General features: G+C 55.4%; 22 protein-coding genes. 18 read left to right on the top strand and 4 right to left on the bottom strand.

Annotated features, from left to right (window positions below; all coding sequences use genetic code 11):
• Nucleotides 1–8: 8 nt before the first annotated feature.
• Both tssJ and tssE read left to right on the top strand, forming a co-directional pair.
• Nucleotides 9–563, top strand: a complete 555-nt coding sequence (gene tssJ, locus P4L78_RS14905) for a type VI secretion system lipoprotein TssJ (RefSeq protein ID WP_309328637.1) — start codon at nt 9–11, stop codon at nt 561–563.
• Between the two features lie 4 nt (nt 564–567).
• Nucleotides 568–978 carry a type VI secretion system baseplate subunit TssE gene (gene tssE, locus P4L78_RS14900; protein WP_283149527.1) on the top strand — a complete coding sequence of 137 codons (411 nt, stop codon included), beginning with the start codon at nt 568–570 and terminating at the stop codon, nt 976–978.
• Nucleotides 979–1,135: 157 nt separating this feature from the next.
• On the opposite strand, the gene rmuC is transcribed toward tssE, so the two are convergent.
• Nucleotides 1,136–2,647, bottom strand: coding sequence for a DNA recombination protein RmuC (rmuC, locus tag P4L78_RS14895; protein WP_283149528.1), 1,512 nt, complete (start codon nt 2,645–2,647; stop codon nt 1,136–1,138).
• A 111-nt stretch (nt 2,648–2,758) separates the two neighbouring features.
• Here rmuC and flgA point away from each other — a divergent pair, with 111 nt between their 5' ends.
• The 13 genes from flgA to P4L78_RS14830 all read left to right on the top strand — a co-directional run bounded on the left by flgA (nt 2,759) and on the right by P4L78_RS14830 (nt 17,237).
• Nucleotides 2,759–3,442 carry a flagellar basal body P-ring formation chaperone FlgA gene (flgA, locus tag P4L78_RS14890; RefSeq protein WP_309328636.1) on the top strand — a complete coding sequence of 228 codons (684 nt, stop codon included), beginning with the start codon at nt 2,759–2,761 and terminating at the stop codon, nt 3,440–3,442.
• Between the two features lie 137 nt (nt 3,443–3,579).
• Nucleotides 3,580–4,500, top strand: a complete 921-nt coding sequence (locus P4L78_RS14885) for a bifunctional riboflavin kinase/FAD synthetase (protein WP_283149530.1) — start codon at nt 3,580–3,582, stop codon at nt 4,498–4,500.
• 79 nt (nt 4,501–4,579) lie between these two features.
• Nucleotides 4,580–7,450, top strand: a complete 2,871-nt coding sequence (ileS, locus tag P4L78_RS14880; protein ID WP_309328635.1) for an isoleucine--tRNA ligase — start codon at nt 4,580–4,582, stop codon at nt 7,448–7,450.
• Nucleotides 7,443–7,922, top strand: coding sequence for a signal peptidase II (gene lspA, locus P4L78_RS14875; protein ID WP_283149532.1), 480 nt, complete (start codon nt 7,443–7,445; stop codon nt 7,920–7,922). The genes ileS and lspA overlap by 8 nt, the downstream gene beginning before the upstream one ends.
• Nucleotides 7,919–8,845: a 4-hydroxy-3-methylbut-2-enyl diphosphate reductase gene (gene ispH / locus P4L78_RS14870; RefSeq protein WP_283149533.1), complete on the top strand. Its 927-nt coding sequence runs from the start codon at nt 7,919–7,921 to the stop codon at nt 8,843–8,845. Before lspA ends, ispH begins: the two co-directional genes overlap by 4 nt.
• Nucleotides 8,846–8,980: 135 nt before the next feature.
• The gene (locus P4L78_RS14865; RefSeq protein ID WP_309328634.1) at nt 8,981–11,449 is read left to right on the top strand and encodes a heavy metal translocating P-type ATPase; all 2,469 of its coding nucleotides are present in this window, start codon (nt 8,981–8,983) and stop codon (nt 11,447–11,449) included.
• The gene (gene ccoS, locus P4L78_RS14860) at nt 11,449–11,640 is read left to right on the top strand and encodes a cbb3-type cytochrome oxidase assembly protein CcoS (RefSeq protein WP_283149535.1); all 192 of its coding nucleotides are present in this window, start codon (nt 11,449–11,451) and stop codon (nt 11,638–11,640) included. Before P4L78_RS14865 ends, ccoS begins: the two co-directional genes overlap by 1 nt.
• 209 nt (nt 11,641–11,849) lie before the next feature.
• Complete coding sequence (gene ccoN / locus P4L78_RS14855) at nt 11,850–13,271, top strand: cytochrome-c oxidase, cbb3-type subunit I (protein ID WP_283149536.1); 1,422 nt, start codon at nt 11,850–11,852, stop codon at nt 13,269–13,271.
• Nucleotides 13,272–13,296: 25 nt separating this feature from the next.
• Nucleotides 13,297–13,911 (top strand): cytochrome-c oxidase, cbb3-type subunit II, encoded by a 615-nt coding sequence (gene ccoO, locus P4L78_RS14850; protein WP_283149537.1) that lies wholly within the window; start codon nt 13,297–13,299, stop codon nt 13,909–13,911.
• 5 nt (nt 13,912–13,916) lie between these two features.
• Entirely contained in the window at nt 13,917–14,087 is a 171-nt protein-coding gene (locus P4L78_RS14845; RefSeq protein WP_283149538.1) for a cbb3-type cytochrome c oxidase subunit 3, read from the top strand.
• A gap of 26 nt (nt 14,088–14,113) precedes the next feature.
• Nucleotides 14,114–15,034 (top strand): cytochrome-c oxidase, cbb3-type subunit III, encoded by a 921-nt coding sequence (gene ccoP, locus P4L78_RS14840; RefSeq protein ID WP_283149539.1) that lies wholly within the window; start codon nt 14,114–14,116, stop codon nt 15,032–15,034.
• 143 nt (nt 15,035–15,177) lie between these two features.
• Nucleotides 15,178–16,626: a cytochrome c oxidase accessory protein CcoG gene (gene ccoG, locus P4L78_RS14835; protein ID WP_309328633.1), complete on the top strand. Its 1,449-nt coding sequence runs from the start codon at nt 15,178–15,180 to the stop codon at nt 16,624–16,626.
• Between the two features lie 113 nt (nt 16,627–16,739).
• Entirely contained in the window at nt 16,740–17,237 is a 498-nt protein-coding gene (locus P4L78_RS14830) for a FixH family protein (protein ID WP_309328632.1), read from the top strand.
• A 134-nt stretch (nt 17,238–17,371) separates the two neighbouring features.
• Here P4L78_RS14830 and P4L78_RS14825 read toward each other — a convergent pair whose 3' ends face one another.
• The 3 genes from P4L78_RS14825 to P4L78_RS14815 all read right to left on the bottom strand — a co-directional run bounded on the left by P4L78_RS14825 (nt 17,372) and on the right by P4L78_RS14815 (nt 19,908).
• On the bottom strand, nt 17,372–17,917 hold the full coding sequence (locus P4L78_RS14825; RefSeq protein ID WP_309328631.1) for a FixH family protein: 546 nt from the start codon (nt 17,915–17,917) through the stop codon (nt 17,372–17,374).
• A gap of 9 nt (nt 17,918–17,926) precedes the next feature.
• A complete protein-coding gene (locus P4L78_RS14820; protein WP_283149543.1) occupies nt 17,927–18,760 on the bottom strand; it encodes an undecaprenyl-diphosphate phosphatase in 834 nt (277 codons plus the stop codon).
• Nucleotides 18,761–18,837: 77 nt separating this feature from the next.
• Entirely contained in the window at nt 18,838–19,908 is a 1,071-nt protein-coding gene (locus P4L78_RS14815) for a tRNA-dihydrouridine synthase (protein ID WP_309328630.1), read from the bottom strand.
• 59 nt (nt 19,909–19,967) lie between these two features.
• On the opposite strand from P4L78_RS14815, the gene P4L78_RS14810 reads away from it, so the two are divergent.
• The 3 genes from P4L78_RS14810 (at nt 19,968) to msrA (ending at nt 22,185) form a co-directional block, all read left to right on the top strand.
• A complete protein-coding gene (locus P4L78_RS14810; RefSeq protein WP_309328629.1) occupies nt 19,968–20,555 on the top strand; it encodes a LexA family transcriptional regulator in 588 nt (195 codons plus the stop codon).
• A 193-nt stretch (nt 20,556–20,748) separates the two neighbouring features.
• Nucleotides 20,749–21,576, top strand: a complete 828-nt coding sequence (gene queF / locus P4L78_RS14805) for an NADPH-dependent 7-cyano-7-deazaguanine reductase QueF (RefSeq protein ID WP_309328628.1) — start codon at nt 20,749–20,751, stop codon at nt 21,574–21,576.
• 66 nt (nt 21,577–21,642) lie between these two features.
• Complete coding sequence (gene msrA, locus P4L78_RS14800) at nt 21,643–22,185, top strand: peptide-methionine (S)-S-oxide reductase MsrA (RefSeq protein ID WP_283149548.1); 543 nt, start codon at nt 21,643–21,645, stop codon at nt 22,183–22,185.
• Nucleotides 22,186–22,332: the final 147 nt, after the last annotated feature.

Raw genomic sequence — 22,332 nt, 5'->3', positions numbered from 1 at the left:
ATAAAGCCATGATCATGTCTTTCTTATTCTTGAAACAAAACAGCACCCGACTGGCCGGCTTGGGTTTGCTCACATTTTTGATGGTTCACTTGGCCGGATGCGGTGCAATGCAAACCGTCAAAGAGGCCACCATCAATACCACCAAGGCGATCTTTATCGCAGACACACTGACGCTCAAAATCGATTTATTGGCGCGTGAAGGCATGAACGCCGACGATAAAGATCAGGCAACGCCGGTGGTAATCCGTATTTATCAACTCAAAGATGCCAAAACCTTCGCTGCGGGTGCTTACACCAGCATGCTGGATAACGATACCAGCATCATCAAAGACGATTTGCTACAGCGCAAAGACCTGGTTTTACGCCCGGGCGCCAGCATCAGCCTTGACGAGCCATTAGAGAAAAATGCCAAAGCGGTCGGGGTTGCCGCATTTTTCCGCACTGAAAGCAGGGAAAGACGCTGGCAAATCGTGGTGCCACGCGACGCTCTTTCGGATGATCATGCGCTAAAGATCGAAGTCATCGGTTCCGAACTCAAACTTGCTGTTCCGGCCAAAGGCTAGCCCGATGACTGGTCCCGCACTCTACGAATTGCTTACCGGACATTTTGCAGACGGCACTGCAATTGACGCTTTTGACGAAAAAACCCAAACCATCATCAGTGTCATGGACAGCATGCAGCGCATTTTGAATAGCCGCGCGGGCAGTCTGTCCCATTTGCCCGACTACGGGCTGCCTGACTTGACCACCATTTACCGGGAGCTTCCCGCCAGCGCGCACAAGTTGAAGCGAACCATCGAAGCAACTTTGATCAAGTACGAACCGCGTTTGCGCAGTATAGAAATTGAATTGCAGCCGATGGATGAAGAAGCAATCCTGAGTTATACGCTGGTGTGCCATCTGCGACGGGCCGGGCTAGTGCGCTTTGGTACCTGGTTCTCGCCAGAAGGTCAGGTTCGATTGAGTCGTTATCGCTAACATGGGCTACCCCAGCTTTTCCGCCGCAAAGCCCGGTTGGCAGGTGCCAGCGTACGGTTCGGGCCAGAATTCGGTCATTTGGCGAATTTGGTCAACCCTTGCATTAAAGTAGGAAATGGCCCGAGCCAGCGGCATTCCCTCCGTGTGATGGAAGGGCTCACATCTCTTCCTCTGGCAGTAGCGTGCCAGCCACCGCCAGCGGCACAGGCTGTTCTGATGATGGCTCTTCCAGCCGCACCTGTTCAATCTCTTCAAAGCGGCGGGAAATTTTTTCGCTGGTGATCGCAACATTCTGTGCGTCTTCATGCGCCTGGCGTATATGCGTAGCCAGTTTCTTCATGCGGTCGTCAAAGCGGGCGAACTCGGAGCCGAGGCGGCCCAGTGCTTCTTTGATGATGTGTACCTGCTTGCGCGTTTCTACATCCTTAATCACGGCGCGGGCGGTGTTGAGTACGGCCATCAAGGTGGTCGGCGAAACAATCCACACCCGTTGTTTCATGGCGTAGTTCACCAACTCGCCATGGTATGCGTGGATTTCGGCAAACACGGCTTCAGCCGGGATGAACATCACAGCGCCATCGGCGGTTTCGTTGGGGATGATGTATTTGCTGGAAATATCGTCGATATGCTTTTTGATATCGGCGCGGAAGGCGCGTTGGGCGACGGTGCGGTCTTCACCCGCTTCAAACATACGGTGATAGTTTTCCAGCGGGAACTTGGCATCGACCGCCACCATGCCCGTGGGCTCTGGCAATTTCAGCAAGCAATCAGCTCGTGTACCGTTGGAGAGCGTGGCCTGCATTTCATAAACCTGTGCGGGTAATACGTTGCGCACCAGACTTTCCAGTTGTACTTCGCCGAAGGCGCCGCGGGAGCGTTTATCGCCCAGCAGTTCTTGCAGGCTGACTACATTGGTGGTCAGGCCGTCAATCTTCTTCTGCGCTTCGTCAATGGTTGCCAGTCGCGCCATGACATTGGCGAAGGTCTCGTTCGTTTTCTTGAAACCTTCATCCAGCCGCTCGCTGACCTTGCCGGAGATTTCGGATAATTTGTTGTCGGCAGTCTGCGTCAATTGCGCGACCGATTGCGTCAGTTGCATGCTGGTAGTGGCCAGCGCGTCGCGCAGTTGTTCCATCTCGCGCCTGGATTGCTCGGCCAGCATTTGCGAGAGCTTGACCAGCACTTCTTCACGCAAGGTGTCTTGTTTGGTTTGCAGTGCGGCAGAAATCTCGCCCAGTTGGGTCATCATCTGCTGGCGGCTTTCACTCAGTGATTCGGTCAAAGACAGGCGCAATGCGGATAAAGATTCGGACTGGGAAATTTGCAGTTTTTCCAGTACCGCACGGGTCTGGTTCAGTTCGGTAGAAACACCTGCACGCAGCCGGTCAAACGCCTCACTCATGCTGCCCCTTAATTGCTCGCTGGAGCGGCCGATGGCATCGTTCAACAAGGCGCCGTGCTGGGCAAAGGCATTGTGTGACGCTTCGTTCTGACGGGCGAAGCCGCTCTGGACCTGGTGGACTACTTCCTTCTGGCTGGCATGCAGTTCAGACGCCAGCGCCTCCATCATTTGCTCTTGCGTTCGCGCCAGTTGCTGCAACTTGATCACGACCAGTACACCGGCCAGCAAGGCCACCAAAGTTGTTACGCCAAACAGAAGATCGATCATTACCGGACTTACCCATAAACAGAACATCAAGTGAACGGATTGTAGGCGTGTCACAACGGCATCACCAGCGACAGCGGACACGCGCCGTACATCGCACGTTATAATCTTGCGATGCGCACCTTTCTGGCTTCTCTCATTTTATTGGTCTGTCTGCCCGCCGCTGCGGCCGGGCAAACCGATCTCGCTACCATTCAACGCGCCGCAGCCTCGTGGCTGGATCAGCAACTGGCCCAATATCAAGGCGGCAGCAGTTATACCTTCGGCAAGCTGGATAATCGCTTGCGCCTGGAGCCCTGCAACGCCATGGATGTGCAGGCTGCACCGGGATATCGGCTGGCTGGCAACAGCATGCTGCGGGTGCGTTGTGCCGATGGCGCGACCTGGGCCGTCAACCTGCCCGTTAAAATCAGTGTGCAGGCCACCTATTACGTTGCCGCAAGACCACTCCCATCGGGCCATGTACTGGCGGATGGCGACCTGATTCCGCAGCAAGGCGATCTGGGGCAACTGCAAGGTAGCGTGATTCTTGATCCGAACGACGCCTTGGGTCGCACGCTGAGCAGTGCAGTAGCGGCGGGCGGTGCAGTCCGCGCGGAAATGCTGCGGGCACCCATGGTGGTGCAGCAAGGGCAGAAGGTCCGGGTGGTCATGCGCGCCGGAGGGGTCGAAGTCAGTAATGACGGCTTTGCGCTGAACAACGCCGCCGAAGGCCAGAACGTGCGAGTACGCGTGGGTAACAACACGATTGTGCAAGGCATTGCCCGCAGTGGCGGCGTAGTCGAAGTGACTGACTAAGCCAGTCGCGGCAGCCCATATTTACGGTGCCTGCAGTTGGTGTAATGCTGCAGCGCGATCTTTCACTATCCAGATGTCCTGACAAACTGGCGCCCAGCCGGTAAAATTATTGGTTTTTGAATGCCATACTGCGACCAATGCGCATAATTCGCGGCGTACACGCTGCCGCCCTTCCACCGACGGCCCTTACAATTGGCAACTTCGACGGCCTGCATCTGGGCCATCGCGCCATGCTGGCGGAGCTACGTCAGGAAGCCGCGCAGCGCGGGCTGGCCAGTGCCCTGCTCACGTTTGAGCCGCATCCGCGCGAACTGTTTACACCCGAGACCGCGCCGACCCGTTTAACCAGCCTGCGCGAGAAGCTGGAATTTCTGGCGGCCGAGGGGCTGGATTACGTGATCCTGCAGCGTTTCAACCGCCGTTTTTCCGGTATTGACGCCACGGCGTTTCGGGATGACATCATTGCCGGCAAGCTGAATGCGCGGTTCATGTTGATTGGCCATGATTTTCGCTTTGGCAAACAGCGCGCAGGTGATTTCGAGTTGTTGCAGCAAAATCCGCAACTCACAGTGCGTTCCATGCCCGCGGTGATGCTGGATGAGCAGCGTATTTCGTCCACTTCCGTGCGCAACGCTTTGGCCGCAGGCGATATGCAATTGGCCGAGCGCTTGCTTGGCAGGCCGTATTCGATTTCTGGGCGCGTTGTGGGTGGCGACAAACTTGGTCGTGAACTGGGATTTCCCACCGCCAATATCCGCATCCGCCACAATCGTCCGCCGACCATGGGGATTTTCGTGGTCGAGATCGCGGGGCTGGATCGGGTCTACCAGGGCGTGGCCAGTCTGGGCGTGCGCCCTACGGTCAAAGGCGCGGGCGCGGCGCCGGTGCTTGAGGTGTTCATTTTTGACTTCAAGCGCGAGATTTACGGCGAGCATTTACGTATCAACTTTCTCGCCAAACTACGCGATGAAGCCAAATTTACCGGGCTGGATGCATTGATTGCCCAGATTCAGAAAGATTGTGACAACGCGCGCGAATGGTTTGCCATTCATCGTTGAGCGCGGCGGCCTTCGCCCCCATATAGATTGATCACGTTGATCGCCCCATTACAGAATCACGACCCAAGAGATTGCAACCATGAGTGACAAGCCGTCGAACAAGTACCCCGTCAACCTGCTCGACACACCGTTCCCGATGCGTGGCGATCTGGCCAAGCGCGAACCTGGCTTTCTGAAAGCCTGGCAGGATCAACAGCTCTATAAAAAGCTGCGTGAGAAATCCAAAGCGCAAGGTCGGCCTAAATTCATCCTGCATGATGGCCCGCCCTACGCGAACGCCAAGATTCACCTGGGTCATGCGGTCAACAAAATTCTGAAAGACATCATCGTCAAGTCCAAGTCACTGGCGGGCTTTGACGCGCCCTACGTGCCGGGCTGGGATTGTCACGGCTTGCCGATTGAGCATCAGATCGAAAAACTGGCCAAGGGCGACAAAAAAGCCATTCAGGCCAATCCGGACATCCACGCGCGCATTGTGCAGTTCCGCAAAGACAACGGGCTGGACCCAAAGTCTTATGACTTGCCACCGGCGTTTATCCGCGAGTTGTGCCGCGCTTATGCTGCCGCGCAGATCGAAATCCAGAAGGCCGACTTTATCCGCTTGGGCGTGATGGGCGACTGGGATCACCCATATCGCACCATGGACTTCAAAACCGAAGCCGATATCGTGCGCACGCTGGGCAAGATTCACGCCAACGGTTATATGGTCAAAGGCCAGAAGCCGGTGCATTGGTGTGTCGACTGTGGCTCCGCGCTGGCTGAAGCTGAAGTTGAATACGAAGACAAAACCTCGCCAGCCATCGACGTCGCCTTCAAGGTGCTCGATGGCGCCGCCGTGGCCAAAGCATTCGATCTGCCATCGTTGAATGGCAAAGACGCCTACGCCGTCATCTGGACTACTACACCGTGGACGCTGCCTGCCAACCAGGCGGTGGCAGTGCACCCAGAACTGAATTACGACTTGTTCGACACGCCCAAGGGTTTGCTGATTCTGGTGCGCGAACTGGCTGAAAGCGCGCTCAAGCGTTATGGCGCAGAAGGCAGCAAGTCGATTGGTCACGCCAAGGGCGCGGCACTGGAAGGATTGCAGCTCCAGCACCCTTTCTACGCTGAGCGTCAGGGCCAGATCATTCTCGGCGATCACGTCACCACCGACGCGGGTACTGGCCTGGTACACACCGCACCGGCGCACGGCCTTGAAGACTGGCAAGTCGGCCTGAAGTACGACTTGTCCAAAGAAAACCCGGTCGGCGACGATGGTCGTTACAAATCCACCGTGGCGCTGTTTGCCGGCAAAACGGTGTGGGAAGCCAATCCGCTGATCGTTGAACTGCTGGGCGAAAAAGGCGCGTTGCTAGCCAGCGAAAAGCTGCTGCACAGCTACCCGCATTGCTGGCGTCACAAAACCCCAATCATTTTCCGCGCCACTGCCCAATGGTTTATCGCCATGGAAAAAGCGGGCGTGGACGGCACTACTTTGCGCGCCAAAGCCAACGCAGCAGTCGAAGCCACCGAGTTCTTCCCGGCCTGGGGTCGCGCACGGCTGGAATCCATGATTGGCAATCGCCCGGACTGGTGTATTTCGCGTCAGCGCAACTGGGGCGTGCCGATGACGTTCTTTGTGCACAAAGAAACCGGCGAACTGCACCCGAATTCTCTGGAATTGCTGGAAGAAGCGGCCAAGCGTATCGAACAAGAAGGCATTGAAGCCTGGTTCAAGCTGGACCCGGCTGAGCTATTAGGCGCCGATGCCGCGCACTACAACAAGCTGCGCGATACGCTGGACGTATGGTTTGACTCCGGTTCTACCCACTACGCCGTGCTGCGTCAGCGTGAAGAACTGGCGTGGCCAGCCGACCTGTATCTGGAAGGCTCGGACCAACACCGTGGCTGGTTCCAGTCGTCCCTGCTGACCGGCTGCGCGACTGAAGGTCAAGCCCCGTACAAGCAATTGCTCACCCACGGTTTCACAGTGGACGAGCATGGCCGCAAGATGTCCAAGTCCATGGGCAACGGCATCGAGCCGCAAGAAATCTTCAACACGCTGGGCGCGGATATGCTGCGCCTGTGGATTGCCAGCGCCGATTACTCTGGCGAAATGTCGCTGTCGCAAGAAATTCTCAAGCGCACGTCAGATGCCTATCGCCGCATCCGTAACACCTTGCGGTTCTTGCTGGCCAATATCTCGGACTTCACCGCCGCTGACGTATTGCCGGTGGGCGATTTGATCGAGCTGGACCGTTACGCCCTGGGACGTTACAACGCGTTCCAGAGCAAGGTCACTGGCTTGTACGACCGTTACGAGTTCCACTCTGCCGTGCAGGAAATCCACGGTTATTGCTCGGAAGAACTCGGCTCGTTCTATCTGGATATCCTGAAAGACCGGCTGTACACCATGAAGGCCGACAGCGCCGGTCGTCGCTCCGCCCAAACGGCGCTGTGGCACATCACGCAAGGTCTGGTGCGTTTACTGGCGCCAATTCTGTCGTTCACTTCGCATGAAGTCTGGGAAGTGCTGGGTAACGAAGAAAACGTATTCTTCGCCACGCTTTATCAGGCGCCACAAGCTGCCGACGCTGACGCACTGGAAACTCGCTTTGCCCTGATCCGCGAGATGCGTACCCAAGTGCAAAAAGAAATCGAAGTGCAGCGTGCTGAAGGCAAACTGGGCTCCTCATTGCAGGCTGAGGTCACAGTCACCGTTGATGGCGATACGTTCAGTGCCTTGAATGACTTGGGTGATGATCTGAAGTTTGTGCTGATCGTGTCAAAAGCCACGCTGGTTCGCGGTGCGGAAGCCGGCATCGTGGTCGGCAGCTCAAACGAACAGAAATGCGAGCGCTGCTGGCATTACACCCCAACCACCGGCAGCCATGCTGAGCATCCAGGCCTGTGCGCACGTTGCGTAGATAATCTGTTTGGCAATGGCGAGGTTCGCGCACATGCGTAAGTGGCTTCTGATCGCGCTAGCGGTCATCGTGCTGGACCAGATCACCAAATTGCTCATTCAGTCGCATCTGCAATTTGGCGAGATGGTCTCGCTTATTCCTGGCTGTTTCAGCTTTACACTGACCTATAACATGGGCGCGGCGTTTTCGTTTCTGGCTAATGCTGGCGGCTGGCAACGGCATTTCTTTACCGTGCTGGCGCTGGCTGTGTCGGTATTCATTATCGTCACACTGAAAAAGCATCATCAGCAAACGCGTTTTTCAATGGCACTGGCGCTGATTCTGGGTGGCGCACTGGGCAACGTGATTGATCGCGTGTCTTATGGCCATGTAATTGATTTTATTCTGGTTTACTGGAAGAACTGGTATTACCCAGCTTTCAATATCGCCGATTCTGCGATTTGCATTGGCGCAGTATTGCTGGTGCTCGATTCGATTGCGCGCCCGCAAACCTCCAGGGAAAAGCCGCTATGACCATGCAAATCATTCTTGCCAATCCGCGCGGGTTTTGTGCGGGTGTGGACCGGGCCATTGCCATTGTCGAACGAGCGCTGGAGAAATACGGCGCGCCGATTTACGTGCGGCACGAAGTGGTTCACAACAAATACGTCATTGAAGACCTGAAAAAGAAAGGCGCGATTTTTGTTGAAGAACTGGCCGAAGTACCTTCGGGCAACACGGTGATCTTCTCGGCTCACGGCGTTTCGCAGGCCGTGCGCCGCGAGGCGGAAAGCCGCGGCTTGAACGTGTACGACGCCACCTGCCCGCTGGTGACCAAGGTCCATCTGGAGGTCAAACGCCTGCGCGAGCAGGACTATGAAATCGTCATGATCGGCCACAAAGGTCACCCGGAAGTGGAAGGCACCATGGGCCAATCCGGCGGCGGCATGTATCTGGTGGAAGATCCGCAAGATGTGGCCGAGTTGCAGGTGGCTGCTCCGGAAAAACTGGCCTACGTCACCCAGACCACGCTGTCGGTGGATGACGCGCAAGTGGTCATCAACGCCCTGCGCACACGCTTCCCGCAGATCGTCGGCCCGAAGAAAGACGACATCTGTTACGCCACGCAAAACCGCCAGGATGCAGTCAAGCAACTGGCGCGGGATGTGGATGTGCTGATCGTGGTTGGCTCACCCAATAGTTCGAACTCCAACCGCTTGCGCGAAGTTGGCACCACATTGGGCATTGATGCCTACATGGTCGACAACGAAAGCGAACTCAAACAAGAATGGTTCGACAACAAGACTCGCGTGGGTTTGACCGCTGGGGCATCGGCACCGGAGGTGTTGGTGCAGCAAGTGGTCAGTCGCATCCAGGCATTTGGCGCTGAGTCGGTCGTACCCATGGACGGACTGGAAGAAAACATCGTCTTCTCGCTACCCAAAGGTTTGGCCTGACACAGGCTGGCGCTCACCATAATCCAGAAAAACGCCGCTCACCCGGCGTTTTTTTGTTGGCTAGCCAGGCGGGCCTATTTTCATTTGTAAGAAACCGGGCGTTTTCGAGCCCGAATCGGTACAATTGCCGCCACCATGAATGATATTGCCAGCGCGCCCTGCTTTCATTGCGGCGAGCCCGTTCCCCGTAATCTGGATCTACCCATTCTCTATCGGGAAATCCCGCGCCCTGCCTGTTGCGCTGGCTGCCAGGCTGTCGCGCAAAGCATTATCGACGCCGGCTTGGGTGACTATTACGAACAACGTGAAAAAGCCGCTGATCGCGCCCAGCCTCTGCCGACCGAAATGCAGGAACGCCTGCGGTTATATGACGATCCGGATCTGCAGCATGGCTTTGTCATCAACCAGCCGGGCGAAATCCGTGAGGCGTCGCTGCTGATCGACGGCATCACCTGTGCCGCCTGCGTCTGGCTCAACGAACGGCAGATCGGCAAGCTGCCCGGTGTGCAAGATGTTGCCATCAACTACACCACCCACCGTGCCCGAGTAACCTGGGATAACAGCAAGGTCAAGCTCTCGCAGATTCTGCAAGCTATTGCCGGGATAGGCTATCGCGCCCAGCCATATGATCGCTCCCGCCAGGAAGCCGCTGCCGACAAGGCGCGCAAATCGGCCCTGTTCCGGCTCTGGGTGGCGGGCCTCTCTATGATGCAGGTCATGATGTTTACCGTGCCGGTGTACATCAACGGCACTGCCGATATCGCGCCGCAATGGCTGTCGCTGCTGTATTGGGCCGAGTTCCTGATGACATTGCCGGTTGTGCTGTATTCCAGCTGGCCGTTTTACGTATCAAGTTGGCGCGATCTGCGCCGTGGTCGCGCGGGTATGGATTTACCCATTACCATCGGCGTGCTGGCCGCCTTTGCCGCAAGTACGCTCGCGCTGTTGACCAGGCGCGGCGATGTCTATTTTGATTCAGTGTCGATGTTTGTGTTCTTGCTGCTGACTGGGCGTTACCTGGAAAGCCGTGCGCGCAGTCGCGCCAGCGCCGCGCTGGATGAGCTTGCGGGCATGTTGCCGGCCTTTGCTCATCGCCAGGTCGCACCGGGTTATACGCAGCTCGAAGAGGTCGCCGTAGTTCACGTGCGTGCGGGTGACCGTATTCTGGTTAAGCCGGGTGAAACCATTCCGGCTGACGGGGTGGTACTGGATGGGCGCAGCGATGTAAACGAGTCGCTACTGACTGGCGAAAGCGCGCCCATTGGCAAAGCACCGGCGCAAATGGCCACTGCCGGTACCGTTAACCTGACTTCCCCTCTGCTCATCGAAGCAACCCGCGTCGGGGAAGGTACCAGGCTAGCGGGAATCGTCCGCCTGCTTGATCGCGCGCTAGCCGAAAAACCCCGAGTTGCCCGCATAGCCGACCGCGTTGCAGGTATTTTTGTGACGCTGCTGCTGCTGGCTGCGATGGGTGCCTGGTGGTATTGGCACGTACATGATCCGGTACATGCCCTGCCCATCGCCATTGCCGTACTGGTTATCTCTTGCCCCTGTGCACTATCCCTGGCAACGCCAGCGGCCTTGACGGCAACGACCGGCCATCTAGCGCGGCGCGGCCTGCTGATCACCCGTGGTCACACGCTGGAGGCGATGGTGGGCATAACCGATATCGTGTTTGATAAAACCGGCACGCTGACGCTCGGCCAACCCAAGGTGGTCGCAATGGAGGCTTACTCCGGCGACGCAGTTTCGGCTCAACACATTGCAGCAGCGCTGGAAGCCCAATCCGAACACCCGCTGGCCCGCGCCCTTATCGCTGCTACCCCCCTTCACGCCACCAATGTCGCCAATCATCCCGGCGGCGGTTTGACCGGCAATATCGAGGGTATCCGGTATGCGATCGGCAATCGGGAATTTGCTGCAACCCAATGCAACGCAGTGCCTCCCTCGCCTGCCGGCAATCCAGGGCGCGGAACTGAAATCTGGCTAGTCAGCGAACAAGCCTGGTTGGCGCGTTTTGAGTTGGCCGATAGTGCACGCGCTGAGGCCGCCGACACCATCAAGTCTTTGCTCGCCCGCGGCTATCAGCTACATCTATTGAGTGGCGACAACGAAGTCGCTGCGGGCCGCTTGGCCGGCGAATTGTCTATTATGCAATGGCGAGCAAATGCCTCACCCGAAGACAAATTGACTTATATCCGTGATCTGCAACAACAAGGTCGCAAGGTTTTGATGGTGGGCGATGGCGTAAACGATGCGCCGGTTCTAGCGCTAGCCAATGTTTCAGTCGCAATGGGGTCCGGCGTTGATGTGGCCCAAGCTACCGGCGATGCCGTTCTTTATGATTGCCGACTTGATCACCTGCCATTCGCCTTGTCGCTGGCGCTGAAAACGCGCAGCATCATCCGGCAGAATCTGACTTGGGCACTGGTTTATAACGTTGTGGCTTTACCGCTGGCGATTTGCGGCCTGGTAACGCCTTGGTTGGCCAGCTTGGGAATGGCGCTCAGTTCATTGCTGGTGGTGGCCAACGCGATTCGACTGGCCGCACCTTTCTCTTTGCAGCGCAACAAGAAACGGGTTTCAAACCAGGGAATTAACTAATGGAAAGCCTGTATCTGTTAATCCCGCTTTCCGTTGTACTGGTGTTCTTGATCGGCATTCTGTTTTGGTGGTGCATGCGCAATGGCCAGTTTGATGATCTGGAAGGTCCAGCACACCGTATTTTGCAAGATGACGACAGCCCGGATGCCGCATCGCCGCAAAATAAGGTTGAAAACCAAAAAAACAACTGACTGATTGACTGGCGGCGCGCTAAAATACCGCCCGACCAAGGCTGGGTTTGATACGCGTCAATGCTGCGTATACATCCCGCCAGCTACATTTCAGAATCACTACTAATACGCATAATGCATAAAACAGGTTTTAACCTGTTCGCCCTGCTTTCATGGGCACGCATTCAAAGATTTACCTTTGCTGTTTTGGAGCTTTCTCGGAGCGCTTTATGGAAAACCAAGCCACATACAATTACAAAGTGGTGCGGCAATTTGCCATCATGACCGTCGTGTGGGGTATCGTCGGTATGTTGGTAGGTGTCGTCATTGCATCTCAGCTTGCATGGCCGGAGTTGAATTTCGGTCCTTACTTCCACTTCGGACGCTTGCGGGCGCTCCACACCAGCGCGGTGATTTTCGCGTTTGGCGGCAGTGGCCTTTTTGCTACTTCGTATTACGTGGTTCAGCGCACCTGTAACGTGCGGCTGTTCAGCGACAAGCTGGCCGCTTTTACTTTCTGGGGCTGGCAAGTCGTCATCGTGGCTTGTGCCATCACCTACCCGCTCGGCATTACTTTCAACAAGGAATATGCCGAGATGGAATGGCCTATCAAGCTGTTGATCGCCGTGGTCTGGGTTACCTATGCCGTGGTGTTCTTCGGCACACTGGCCAAGCGCAAGGTCAAGCATATTTACGTGGCAAACTGGTTCTACGGTGGCTTCATTCTGGCCGTAGCGCTGCTGCACATTGTGAATAGCGCGTTTGTACCGGTCAGCATGTGGAAGTCCTACTCGGTGTACGCCGGTGCTGTGGATGCCATGGTGCAATGGTGGTACGGCCACAACGCCGTGGGCTTTTTCCTGACCGCAGGCTTCCTGGGCATGATGTATTACTTTGTGCCTAAACAAGCCGGTCGCCCGATCTACTCGTATCGCCTGTCAGTGGTTCACTTCTGGGCGCTGATCTTCACCTATATGTGGGCTGGCCCTCACCATCTGCATTACACCGCTCTGCCAGACTGGACCCAGTCGCTGGGTATGGTGTTCTCGTTGATTCTGCTGGCGCCAAGCTGGGGTGGCATGATCAACGGCATCATGACGCTGTCCGGTGCGTGGCACAAACTGCGTACTGACCCTATCCTGAAGTTCCTGATCACAGCCCTGTCGTTCTACGGTATGTCCACCTTCGAAGGCCCGATGATGGCCATCAAGACGGTAAATGCGCTTTCGCACTACACCGACTGGACCATTGGTCACGTGCACTCCGGTGCTCTGGGCTGGGTGGCGATGATCACGATCGGCTCGATCTACTACCTGATCCCGCGCCTGTTCAATAAAGAAGAAATGTGGTCGGTGAAGCTGATTGAGGTCCATTTCTGGGTCGCGACACTGGGTACTGTGCTGTATATCGCTTCCATGTGGATTGCTGGCGTAACCGAAGGCCTGATGTGGCGTGCGGTGAATCCGGATGGCACGCTGACCTACGCATTTATTGATGCGGTAAAAGCAACCCACCCGTACTACATCATCCGTTTCCTGGGTGGCGTATTGTTCCTCTCCGGCATGGTGCTGATGCTTTACAACACGCTGCGTACCGCTTTCTCCGGCACTCCGGTCAATGCGCAAATCCCAGCAGTGCACGCACACGCCTGATTGCCGAAGACGGAGAAGAGATTAAATGGAAAGAATTCAAAAACTGATCGAACAGAACGTCTTCTGGCTGATTCTGCTGACCATCCTGACCATTAGCGTCGCGATGATGGTGGAAATCCTGCCACTGGCGTTCTCCAAGTCCACCACGCAGCCAATTGAAGGCGTCAAACCCTACACCGCGCTGCAACTGGCTGGTCGTGATATTTATCTGCGCGAAGGCTGTTACAACTGCCACTCGCAAATGATTCGCCCGTTCCGCGCAGAAACCGAACGCTACGGTCATTATTCGGTGGGCGGCGAGTCGGTTTACGATCACCCGTTCCTGTGGGGCTCCAAGCGTACTGGTCCGGACCTGGCTCGTGTTGGCGGTCGTTACTCGGATGAGTGGCATCGCGCCCACTTGACCAATCCGCGTGATGTGGTGCCTGAGTCGATCATGCCAGCGTTCCCGTGGCTGGCCGCAAACAAGGTGGATGCAGAAAGCCTGCCTGCCAAAATGCGCGCCCTGCGTCGTGTTGGTGTGCCATATACCGATCAAGACATCGCTAACGCGACCAAAGATGCTGAAGGCAAATCCGAAATGGAAGCTGTCATTGCCTATCTGCAAGGCTTGGGTCTGGCGCTGAAAAACAAGAGGTAACAGACATGGCTTGGCAGGATTTGTTGCGCATCAGCGTCACCGTTCTGGGTTTCCTGTGCTTTGTTGCCCTGATTATCTGGGCATTCAGCAAGGGCACAAAGGATGAAATGGAGGAAGCGGGCCGCGCGCCCCTTCTCGACGATGACCTGCCTGCGTCTTCGTCTGGGCAAAAATAAAAGCAGTTCACCGCGCGGAGTCATAAATGACTGATTTTTATAGTAGTTTTTGGGGCGTTTACATCACCGTAATCGTCATCGTTTCGCTGATCGGCTTGGGCTATCTGCTCAAGAGCCAAAGCGTGATCAAGGTCAAGAAGGGCGAAAAAGTCCAGACCCTGGATCACGTCTGGGACGGCGACTTGCAGGAATATAACAATCCGCTGCCGGGTTGGTGGGTCGGTCTGTTTGTGCTGACCCTTTGCTTTGCTGTTGGCTATCTGGCGCTTTACCCCGGTGTGGCCATTGGTAACCTCAAGCACTGGAGCGCAACTGGCCAGTACAAAGAAGAAACCGCCAAAGCTGATGCCAAGTACGGTCCGCTGTATGATCAGTTCCTGAAGATGCCAGTTGAGCAAGTTGCGCAGAATCCACAAGCGCAAGAAATGGGCAAGCGTCTGTTCCTGACCTACTGTCTGCAGTGTCACGGTGCGGATGCTCGCGGCGCGAAGGGCTTCCCGAATCTGGTTCATCATGACTGGATGTACGGCGGTACACCGGATCGTATCGTGCAAACCATCAGCTTTGGTCGTCACGGCCAGATGCCGGCGTTCGGTGCTGCATTTGGTGAAGAAAAAGTGCGTGACGTTGCCAACTATGTGCTGAAGATTTCCGGCAACAAGTTTGATGATGAACGCGCCGGTCGAGGCGAAGCCACCTTCAAGCAAGTTTGCGCAGCCTGTCATGGCCCGGATGGTCACGGTAATATTGATGTTGGTGCCCCGAATCTGACCCATCCAAGCGGCGTTTGGCTGTATGGCAAGTCTGAATCCACCATCATCGAAACCGTTACTAACGGCCGTAACAACCAGATGCCGGCATGGAAAGACTTCCTGGGCGATGCCAAGGTGCATGTGCTGGCAGGTTATGTATACGGTTTGTCGCACAACTCGCAGAACGCCCAGTAACCCGGTGCGTCATGCTTGAAAGCTGTTAAAAGCGAAAAAAAAAACGGGCGGCTTATTCCGCCCGTTTTTCATTTCGCCCTTGAATGAGCGAAATCTACCACCCGCATTTGCGTGCAAGCGTGGCAGCAACAGGATTCCCGATCATGAGCAAGAAACTGCAAGATATTCCCGTCACCGTCGTCGAGGTTAACGATCAAGGTGAGTATGAAGAAGTCAGGCTCTATGCCAAGCACAAAAAGATCTATCCGCGCTGGATCAATGGCGTCTTCAATAAATGGCGAATTTTCTTTGTGGTGGCCACGCAGTTGTTTTTCTACGGTATGCCGTGGATCAACATCAATGATCGGCAAGCGCTTCTGTTTGATCTGGCTAATCGCAAATTCTTTATTTTTAACATTGTTTTCCTGCCGCAAGACTTTATCTACCTGACCGCCCTGCTGCTGCTTTGCGCCTTCGGCCTGTTTGCCTGGACCACCATTGCCGGGCGCATCTGGTGCGGCTACTCCTGTCCGCAAACGGTCTACACCGAAATTTTCTTGTGGATAGAAAAATGGGTGGAAGGTGATCGCATGGCGCGCCTGAAGCTGGATAACGGCCCGCTGAATGTGCGCAAATTACGCCTGAAGCTAACCAAGCATGCGATCTGGATCCTGTTTGCGTTGTGGACCGGTTTTACTTTTGTTGGCTATTTCATGCCCATTCGCGAACTGTGGATGGAATTGACCACGCTGACATTGGGTACTCTTGAGCTGTTCTGGGTGCTGTTCTACGGTTTTGCAACTTATGGCAACGCTGGTTGGCTACGCGAGCAGGTCTGCAAGTATATGTGCCCGTATGCACGCTTTCAGAGCGCCATGTTTGATGCCGATACGCTCATTGTTTCGTACGACCCGGAGCGTGGCGAGCAACGCGGTAGCCGCAAAAAAGGCAGTGATTACAAGGCAGATGGTCTGGGTGACTGCATTGACTGCAAGATGTGCGTGCAGGTATGCCCCGTCGGCATTGATATCCGGGACGGGTTGCAATACGAATGTATCGGTTGCGCGGCATGTATCGACGCCTGCGATGAGGTCATGGATAAAATGAGCTATCCGCGTGGCCTGATTCGCTACACCACGGAAAACGCACTCAATCACGTTTATCCAGAGTCGCAATTCTGGTCCCGACTGAAGCGTCCCCGCGTCTTGATGTACGGTGTCGTCCTGTTCATTGTGGCTGCCGTAACCATTGTTTCGCTGGTTCAGCATCAACCGGTCAAGGTGAACATAGCCCGGGATCGAGTTGCGCTGGTACGTGAAGCAGAAGACGGCATGCTGGAAAACAGTTATCGCCTGCAAATCGAAAACGCTGACGAACAGAACCATAGCTACTCGATCGGGGTCGAAGGTTTGCCGGGCATGAAGATTCTGGTCGACGGTGGGAATAAGGTTCTGGTGAAATCAACTGACCAGGAAGACGTCGGCGTGCGTGTGCATGTTGATGCCGCGAATGCGAAAGCAGGCAGTCACCCCATTGTCTTTATCATTCAGGCAGTGGATAGCCCGAAGATTCAAGTGCGCGAGAAGTCGAGCTTTATCGGGCAAAACCAGTAATCCACGACGACACAAGCTGGGCCAGCGGATTCGGGTATTTCGTCTGCTGGCCCAATGCTTTTGATCTGCTTTATCTATCTATTTATTTATCGAGCAAAGTAAAGACCGCACGTATGCAGCAACAAAAGAAGCCTTGGTACAAATCGCCGTGGGCATGGTTCATCCTGATGTTTCCGATTGCCGCCATTCTGGGTTGCATCAACATGATCTGGATCGCCGCCAAATCCAACGATGGCACGGTGGTTGACGATTATGCCAAGCAAGGCGAAGAGGTCACCAAAGTCGTGGCCCGTGACCAGGCAGCGGCTCGCTTGGGCTTGAATGCCCATTTCGCGATGGATGCTGATCGGCAGACCATTCATCTGGTTCTGAACAAGCCGGTCGGCGATGTACTGCGCCTGCAGTTCGTCCACCCCACCCGTTCTGAACTGGACCAGAAAGTTCAACTAAAAGCGCAGTCCGCTACTGACTTCATCGGCAAATTGCCTGGCCCTCTTGGCAATGCACGATGGGGGCTGGATCTAGCTGACAATGCCAACCAGTGGCGTTTGCAGGGTAGCTTCAAGCCAGAGCAATCGCTGTCTGCGCCACTACAACCGGCGGGCCAATAGCGCCAAAATATCCGTTCTTGGCACCAAAAACATAAAGCCCTGCTATCGCAGGGCTTTATGTTTTTTTTACTGGTGCCGCGGCTCTCGGATTTATTCAGATGCCGCTGCACAAGCCAGAATCAAATCAAACCAGATCAGTTTTCCGCTGGCGCGACGGTTTGCACGGTGGGTTTAACACTCACGGTATCACCGGTTTTCCCCGCATCCCATTCGCCTTCCATGCGCCACAATTCCTGATTCTGAATCGAGATATGCCAACGTGTAGCTTTGGTCGGCTCGATATTGGCCAGGTAATGACCGCCATCCACCTTGCTTAGCAACACATGCTGATCCAGCTTTTCTTGTGTCGGGTGTGCCAGATCCATCTGTAATACTGGCGGTAATTGCTGATTTTTGGGATTGTCCAACAACAACTCAACGTGACCGCGCACCACGTCCAGCGTCAACTTGCCATCCAGCCCGAGCAACTTGGCTTGTTCGTCCTCGTGCATGCGCTGGTTTATGGCCTGGCCAGCCTGATAATAATTCTGCGTAACCAGATCGTCTTCACGCGAGAATGCCAGGTAGACGCAGAACAAGCTGCCTACTACCACCACCGCCGGACCCGCCATCACCAACCACGGCCCGGGCTCTTTGTACCAGGGTTTGCGGCTGTGGTTGTTTTCAGTCGTGGATACCATGTTTGTTCCTTATGCCAATTTCACTGCCAGACCCAGGATGCCCACGGCAATGCAGTACCAGCCAAAGGGTCGCAAGGCTTTGATTTCATGCGTTTTGAAGTATCGCATCAGCAGCCATGTGCTCAGATAAGCGCAGACACCGGCGATCACGCCGCAAATAAGCATGAGTGACAATGGCAGTGGACCGGCTTCGTGTATGGCTTTAGGCAATTCCAGAATGCCCGCCGCCAAGATGATCGGCGTTGCCAGCAGAAACGAAAAACGCGCGGATGCTTCGTAATCCAGCCCCTGCGACAAGCCGCCCAACAAGGTGCTGCCCGAGCGGGAAATGCCGGGAATCAACGCCAGGCTTTGCGCAAAGCCAATTTTGATTGCCTCAAAAAAGGTCAGGCTTTCCAGTTTGCGGCCACTGGAGCGGCGACGGGCAAAGCGGTCTCCGGCGATCAGCATGACGCCATTCACGATCAGAAACGCCAATACGATGGTGCTGCTGGCAAACAGCATGCGGATTTTCTTTTCCAGCAACAAACCCAGCAAGCCGGCGGGAATGGTACCCGCGACGACCAGCCACAGTGGTCGCGCTGCGGAATTACCCGGCATACAGCCGCCGCGAAAGAAGTCGGCAATCAACGAGATCCAGTCTTTACGGAAATACAGCAGCAAAGCCAGTGCAGTGCCTAAATGCAAAACCACCATGAACGGCAGAAATTGCGGGGAACGCGGGTCCAGTTGCCAATGCAGCAAATCGGGGACAATGACGCCGTGCCCCAGACTACTCACTGGAAACAACTCGCTCACACCTTGCATTACGGCAAAAAGAATACTTTCCAGCTGCAGCGCCATAAAGGCGTCTCCTTGAACGTCAAATTATATTTGTTGATAACCGCAAATCATGACAACTCGTCGCGGGCAGGCCAATCTCAGACTAAAACAGCGGCTTCAGCCCGCATGGAGTCAAGCATTAACGCCACGAGATCTTTGCCTTCTTGCAATGCCCTGCCCTCGATAAAAACAGCATCAGCTTGCGGATAAGTACGGCGCAAATAACCCAGCCACTGCTTGGCGCGGCCGGCCTGGTATTTGGGGAGAATGCGCGATTCCACGTTATGCCAAAACAGCTGCACCAACGGAGCCAGATCGGACCAGGCCAAACCAGCCTGGCTGAGCGCCTGCAATGCAAGACCGGGGTTGGCCACCATGCCGCGCCCGATCATCACATCTTCGCAGCCGGATACTTCGCGACAACGATGAAAGTCCGCAGCGGTCCAGATTTCGCCATTGGCAATAACCGGAATCGAAAGTGCCTCACGAATGGCCGGGAGTTTTTCCCAATAGGCTGGCGGGCGATAACCGTCTGTTTTGGTTCGCGCATGTACCACCAGTTCGGCCGAGCCCCCGTCTTGCATGGCGTGCGCGCATTCCAGCGTCAGACTTTGGTCTTCGTAGCCCAAGCGCATCTTGGTGGTTACAGGAATATGTGCCGGCACTGCTCGCCGCACCGCGCTAACAACCTCATGGATCACTTCTGGCGTCTTGAGCAATAACGCCCCGCCGCCATGTCGGTTGACGGTTTTAGCCGGACAACCAAAGTTCAGATCGATACCAGGGGGATTGAGCGATGCCAGACGTTCCGCGTTTTCGGCCATGCAGGCGGGGTCTGACCCCAGCAACTGAACGCGCACTGGCACACCCGCTGGCGTTTTCCCGCCATTCAGCAGCTCAGGGACGAAACGATAGAAGATGCGTTTGGGCAGCAACGAGCCAGAAACCCGAATGAATTCGCTGACACAAAGATCAACACCGCCTGCACGAGTCAAAACATCGCGCAAAACGTGATCAAGCAGCCCTTCCATCGGGGCCAGATAAATACGCAAAGCCGGTAGCCAGTCAAAATAACAGCCGCCATTGTACCCTGGCCCGGCTTGTTTGCTTAAGGCCGCCAGGCTGGCCAACCCAGGCCAGCGGCTGGCAACAGTCGAGGTCCTATGCATTTGACAACAGAACGTTCGTTCACATACCCTATGTTGAACGAATGTTCTGTGAGCGCATCATGGGCAACCCCAATCGCGATACCGAGTACCTGGGCAAACTTCAGGATTATTATTCTAACTACCGCAGTTTGCCGTCCTATGCCGTCATCGGCGAAATGCTGGGTATGGCATCCAAGTCTGCCGTTTCAGCGCTGGTCAAGCGCCTGATGCTGGCCGGTTATATCGAAATGACGCCCGATAAACGCCTGGCGCCCACCAAACGCTTCTTTGAACGTGAGTTGGCGGACTTTCCGGTGCCAGCGGGTTTGCCCGCCGCCGCGAACGACGCCATGAGCGAAGCGCTTTCTATTGACGACTATCTGGTCAATCGCCCTTCTGCCACCATCATGGTGCGCGTTCGCGGCGAGTCGATGATTGAAGCTGGCATTCATGATGGTGATATCGCCATCGTCGAAAAACGCCCTGCCGCCAGCGTTGGCGATATTGTCGTGGCCATCATAGATAACGAATACACGCTCAAAGAACTTGGGCGCGACAAGCAAGGTTTCATGTTGTTGCCGCGTAACCCGGAGTTCTCGCCAATCCGCCCGCAAGAAGGATTGGAGATTTACGGCGTGATGGTGGGGCTGGTGCGCAAGTACCGCTAACGGTTGGTTTCGGGCTGGCACCGTTGGCCGCGTGCCCCTCTGGCCAGACAAACAAGACGCGTTGGGCTGGTATCCAGTGGACGCTTTGCCGCAGAATATCGTCCCATATACCCGGCAAGGGCTTGAAGGTGCGCGGATTGGGCGCATCTATTCAACCTTCCCGACCATCTAGTCCACGCCCCCTGGAACACGCATGAGCGAAGCTGAATTCTCACCCCTTGGCAAAGCGGTGAGCTACAAGACTGAATACGATCCATCGTTGCTGTTTCCGATTCCCCGCCAGGGCAAGCGTGATGAAATCGGTGTAACCGGCGCGCTGCCGTTTATGGGTGTTGATATCTGGAACGCCTTTGAACTGAGCTGGCTCAATGCCCGCGGCAAGCCGCAAGTGGCGATGGCAACGTTTCATATTCCGACTGAAAGCCCGAATATTGTTGAGTCCAAATCATTCAAGCTCTACCTGAACAGTTTCAACCAAACCCGTCTGGCTGACATCGAAGCATTGCAATCGTTATTGCAAGCCGATATTTCCGCCGCTGCTGGCGCGCCAGTAATCGTGCAGTTGCTTGAGCCTGAAGTTTTTGCAGCGCAGAAAATGGCCGATCTGGCCGGCTATTGCATCGACAATCTGGATATCGAAGTCGACAACTACGAACCCACACCGGGTCTGTTGCGTTGTGACCAACTGGATAGCCCGGTCGATGAAGTGCTGACTTCCAATCTGTTGAAGTCCAACTGCCTCGTTACCGGCCAGCCAGACTGGGCCAGCGTACAGATTCGTTATGTCGGCGCGCCGATCAATCGCGAAAGCCTGCTGCGTTATCTGATCTCGTTCCGTAACCACAACGAGTTTCACGAGCAGTGCGTCGAGCGCATTTTTGTCGACATCATGCGTGACTGCAAACCCATGAAACTGGCCGTCTACGCGCGCTATACGCGTCGTGGTGGTCTGGACATCAATCCTTACCGTTGTAATTTCAGCGGCCCGCAGCCGACCAATATCCGGACGGCGCGACAGTAGGCCTGATCTGCTGGCCCACCACAAGGCGTGAACGCGCCAAATCACAAATCCCACAAGGAGAAATCAATGACCACTGAAGTTGCGATCCTGGCTGGTGGATGTTTCTGGTGCATGGAAGCGGTTTTTCAACGCCTGCGCGGTATTACCGCTGTGCAATCGGGCTATATGGGCGGCCATGTGCAGCACCCGACCTACAAGGCCGTGTGCACCGGCGAAACCGGTCATGCCGAAATTCTGAAGATTTCCTTCAATACGGATGAAATCAGCTACGAAGATGTGCTGGACGTGTATTTCACGATTCACGACCCAACCACGCTGAATCGCCAAGGCGATGACATTGGCACCCAATATCGCTCGGAAATCTTTTATCTGAATGGCGAACAAGAGTCTGTTGCCCGCACCAAAATTGCGGAGTTGAGCGCAGCGGGAACCTATCCGGACCCAATCGTTACCAAACTGACGCCTGCGCAGGAGTTCTGGCCAGCTGAGGACTACCACAACAACTACTTCAATCAGCATGGCGAACAGCCGTATTGCTCGTTGGTAGTGGCCTCCAAAGTACACAAACTGCTGAAATACTTTCCGCAGCAAGCCAAAGAAAGCCTGTAAAACCCGTTATTTGTGACCGTTAACGCGATGCCTGCCTTTATCGGGCGGCATCGCGTTTTTCATTTGGCCTGACATTCGCGTTAATCAGCGGGTGTTAGCATGATGCCAACGCCGGTATAATCGCCGTTTTCCCTAAGGCCCAGCTGC

It is taken from the genome of Silvimonas sp. (assembly GCF_031291215.1).
GTDB classification, from domain to species: Bacteria; Pseudomonadota; Gammaproteobacteria; order Burkholderiales; family Chitinibacteraceae; genus Silvimonas; species Silvimonas soli.
Note: the sequence above shows the minus strand (reverse complement) of the source record. Positions and strands in the feature narration are given on the sequence as shown.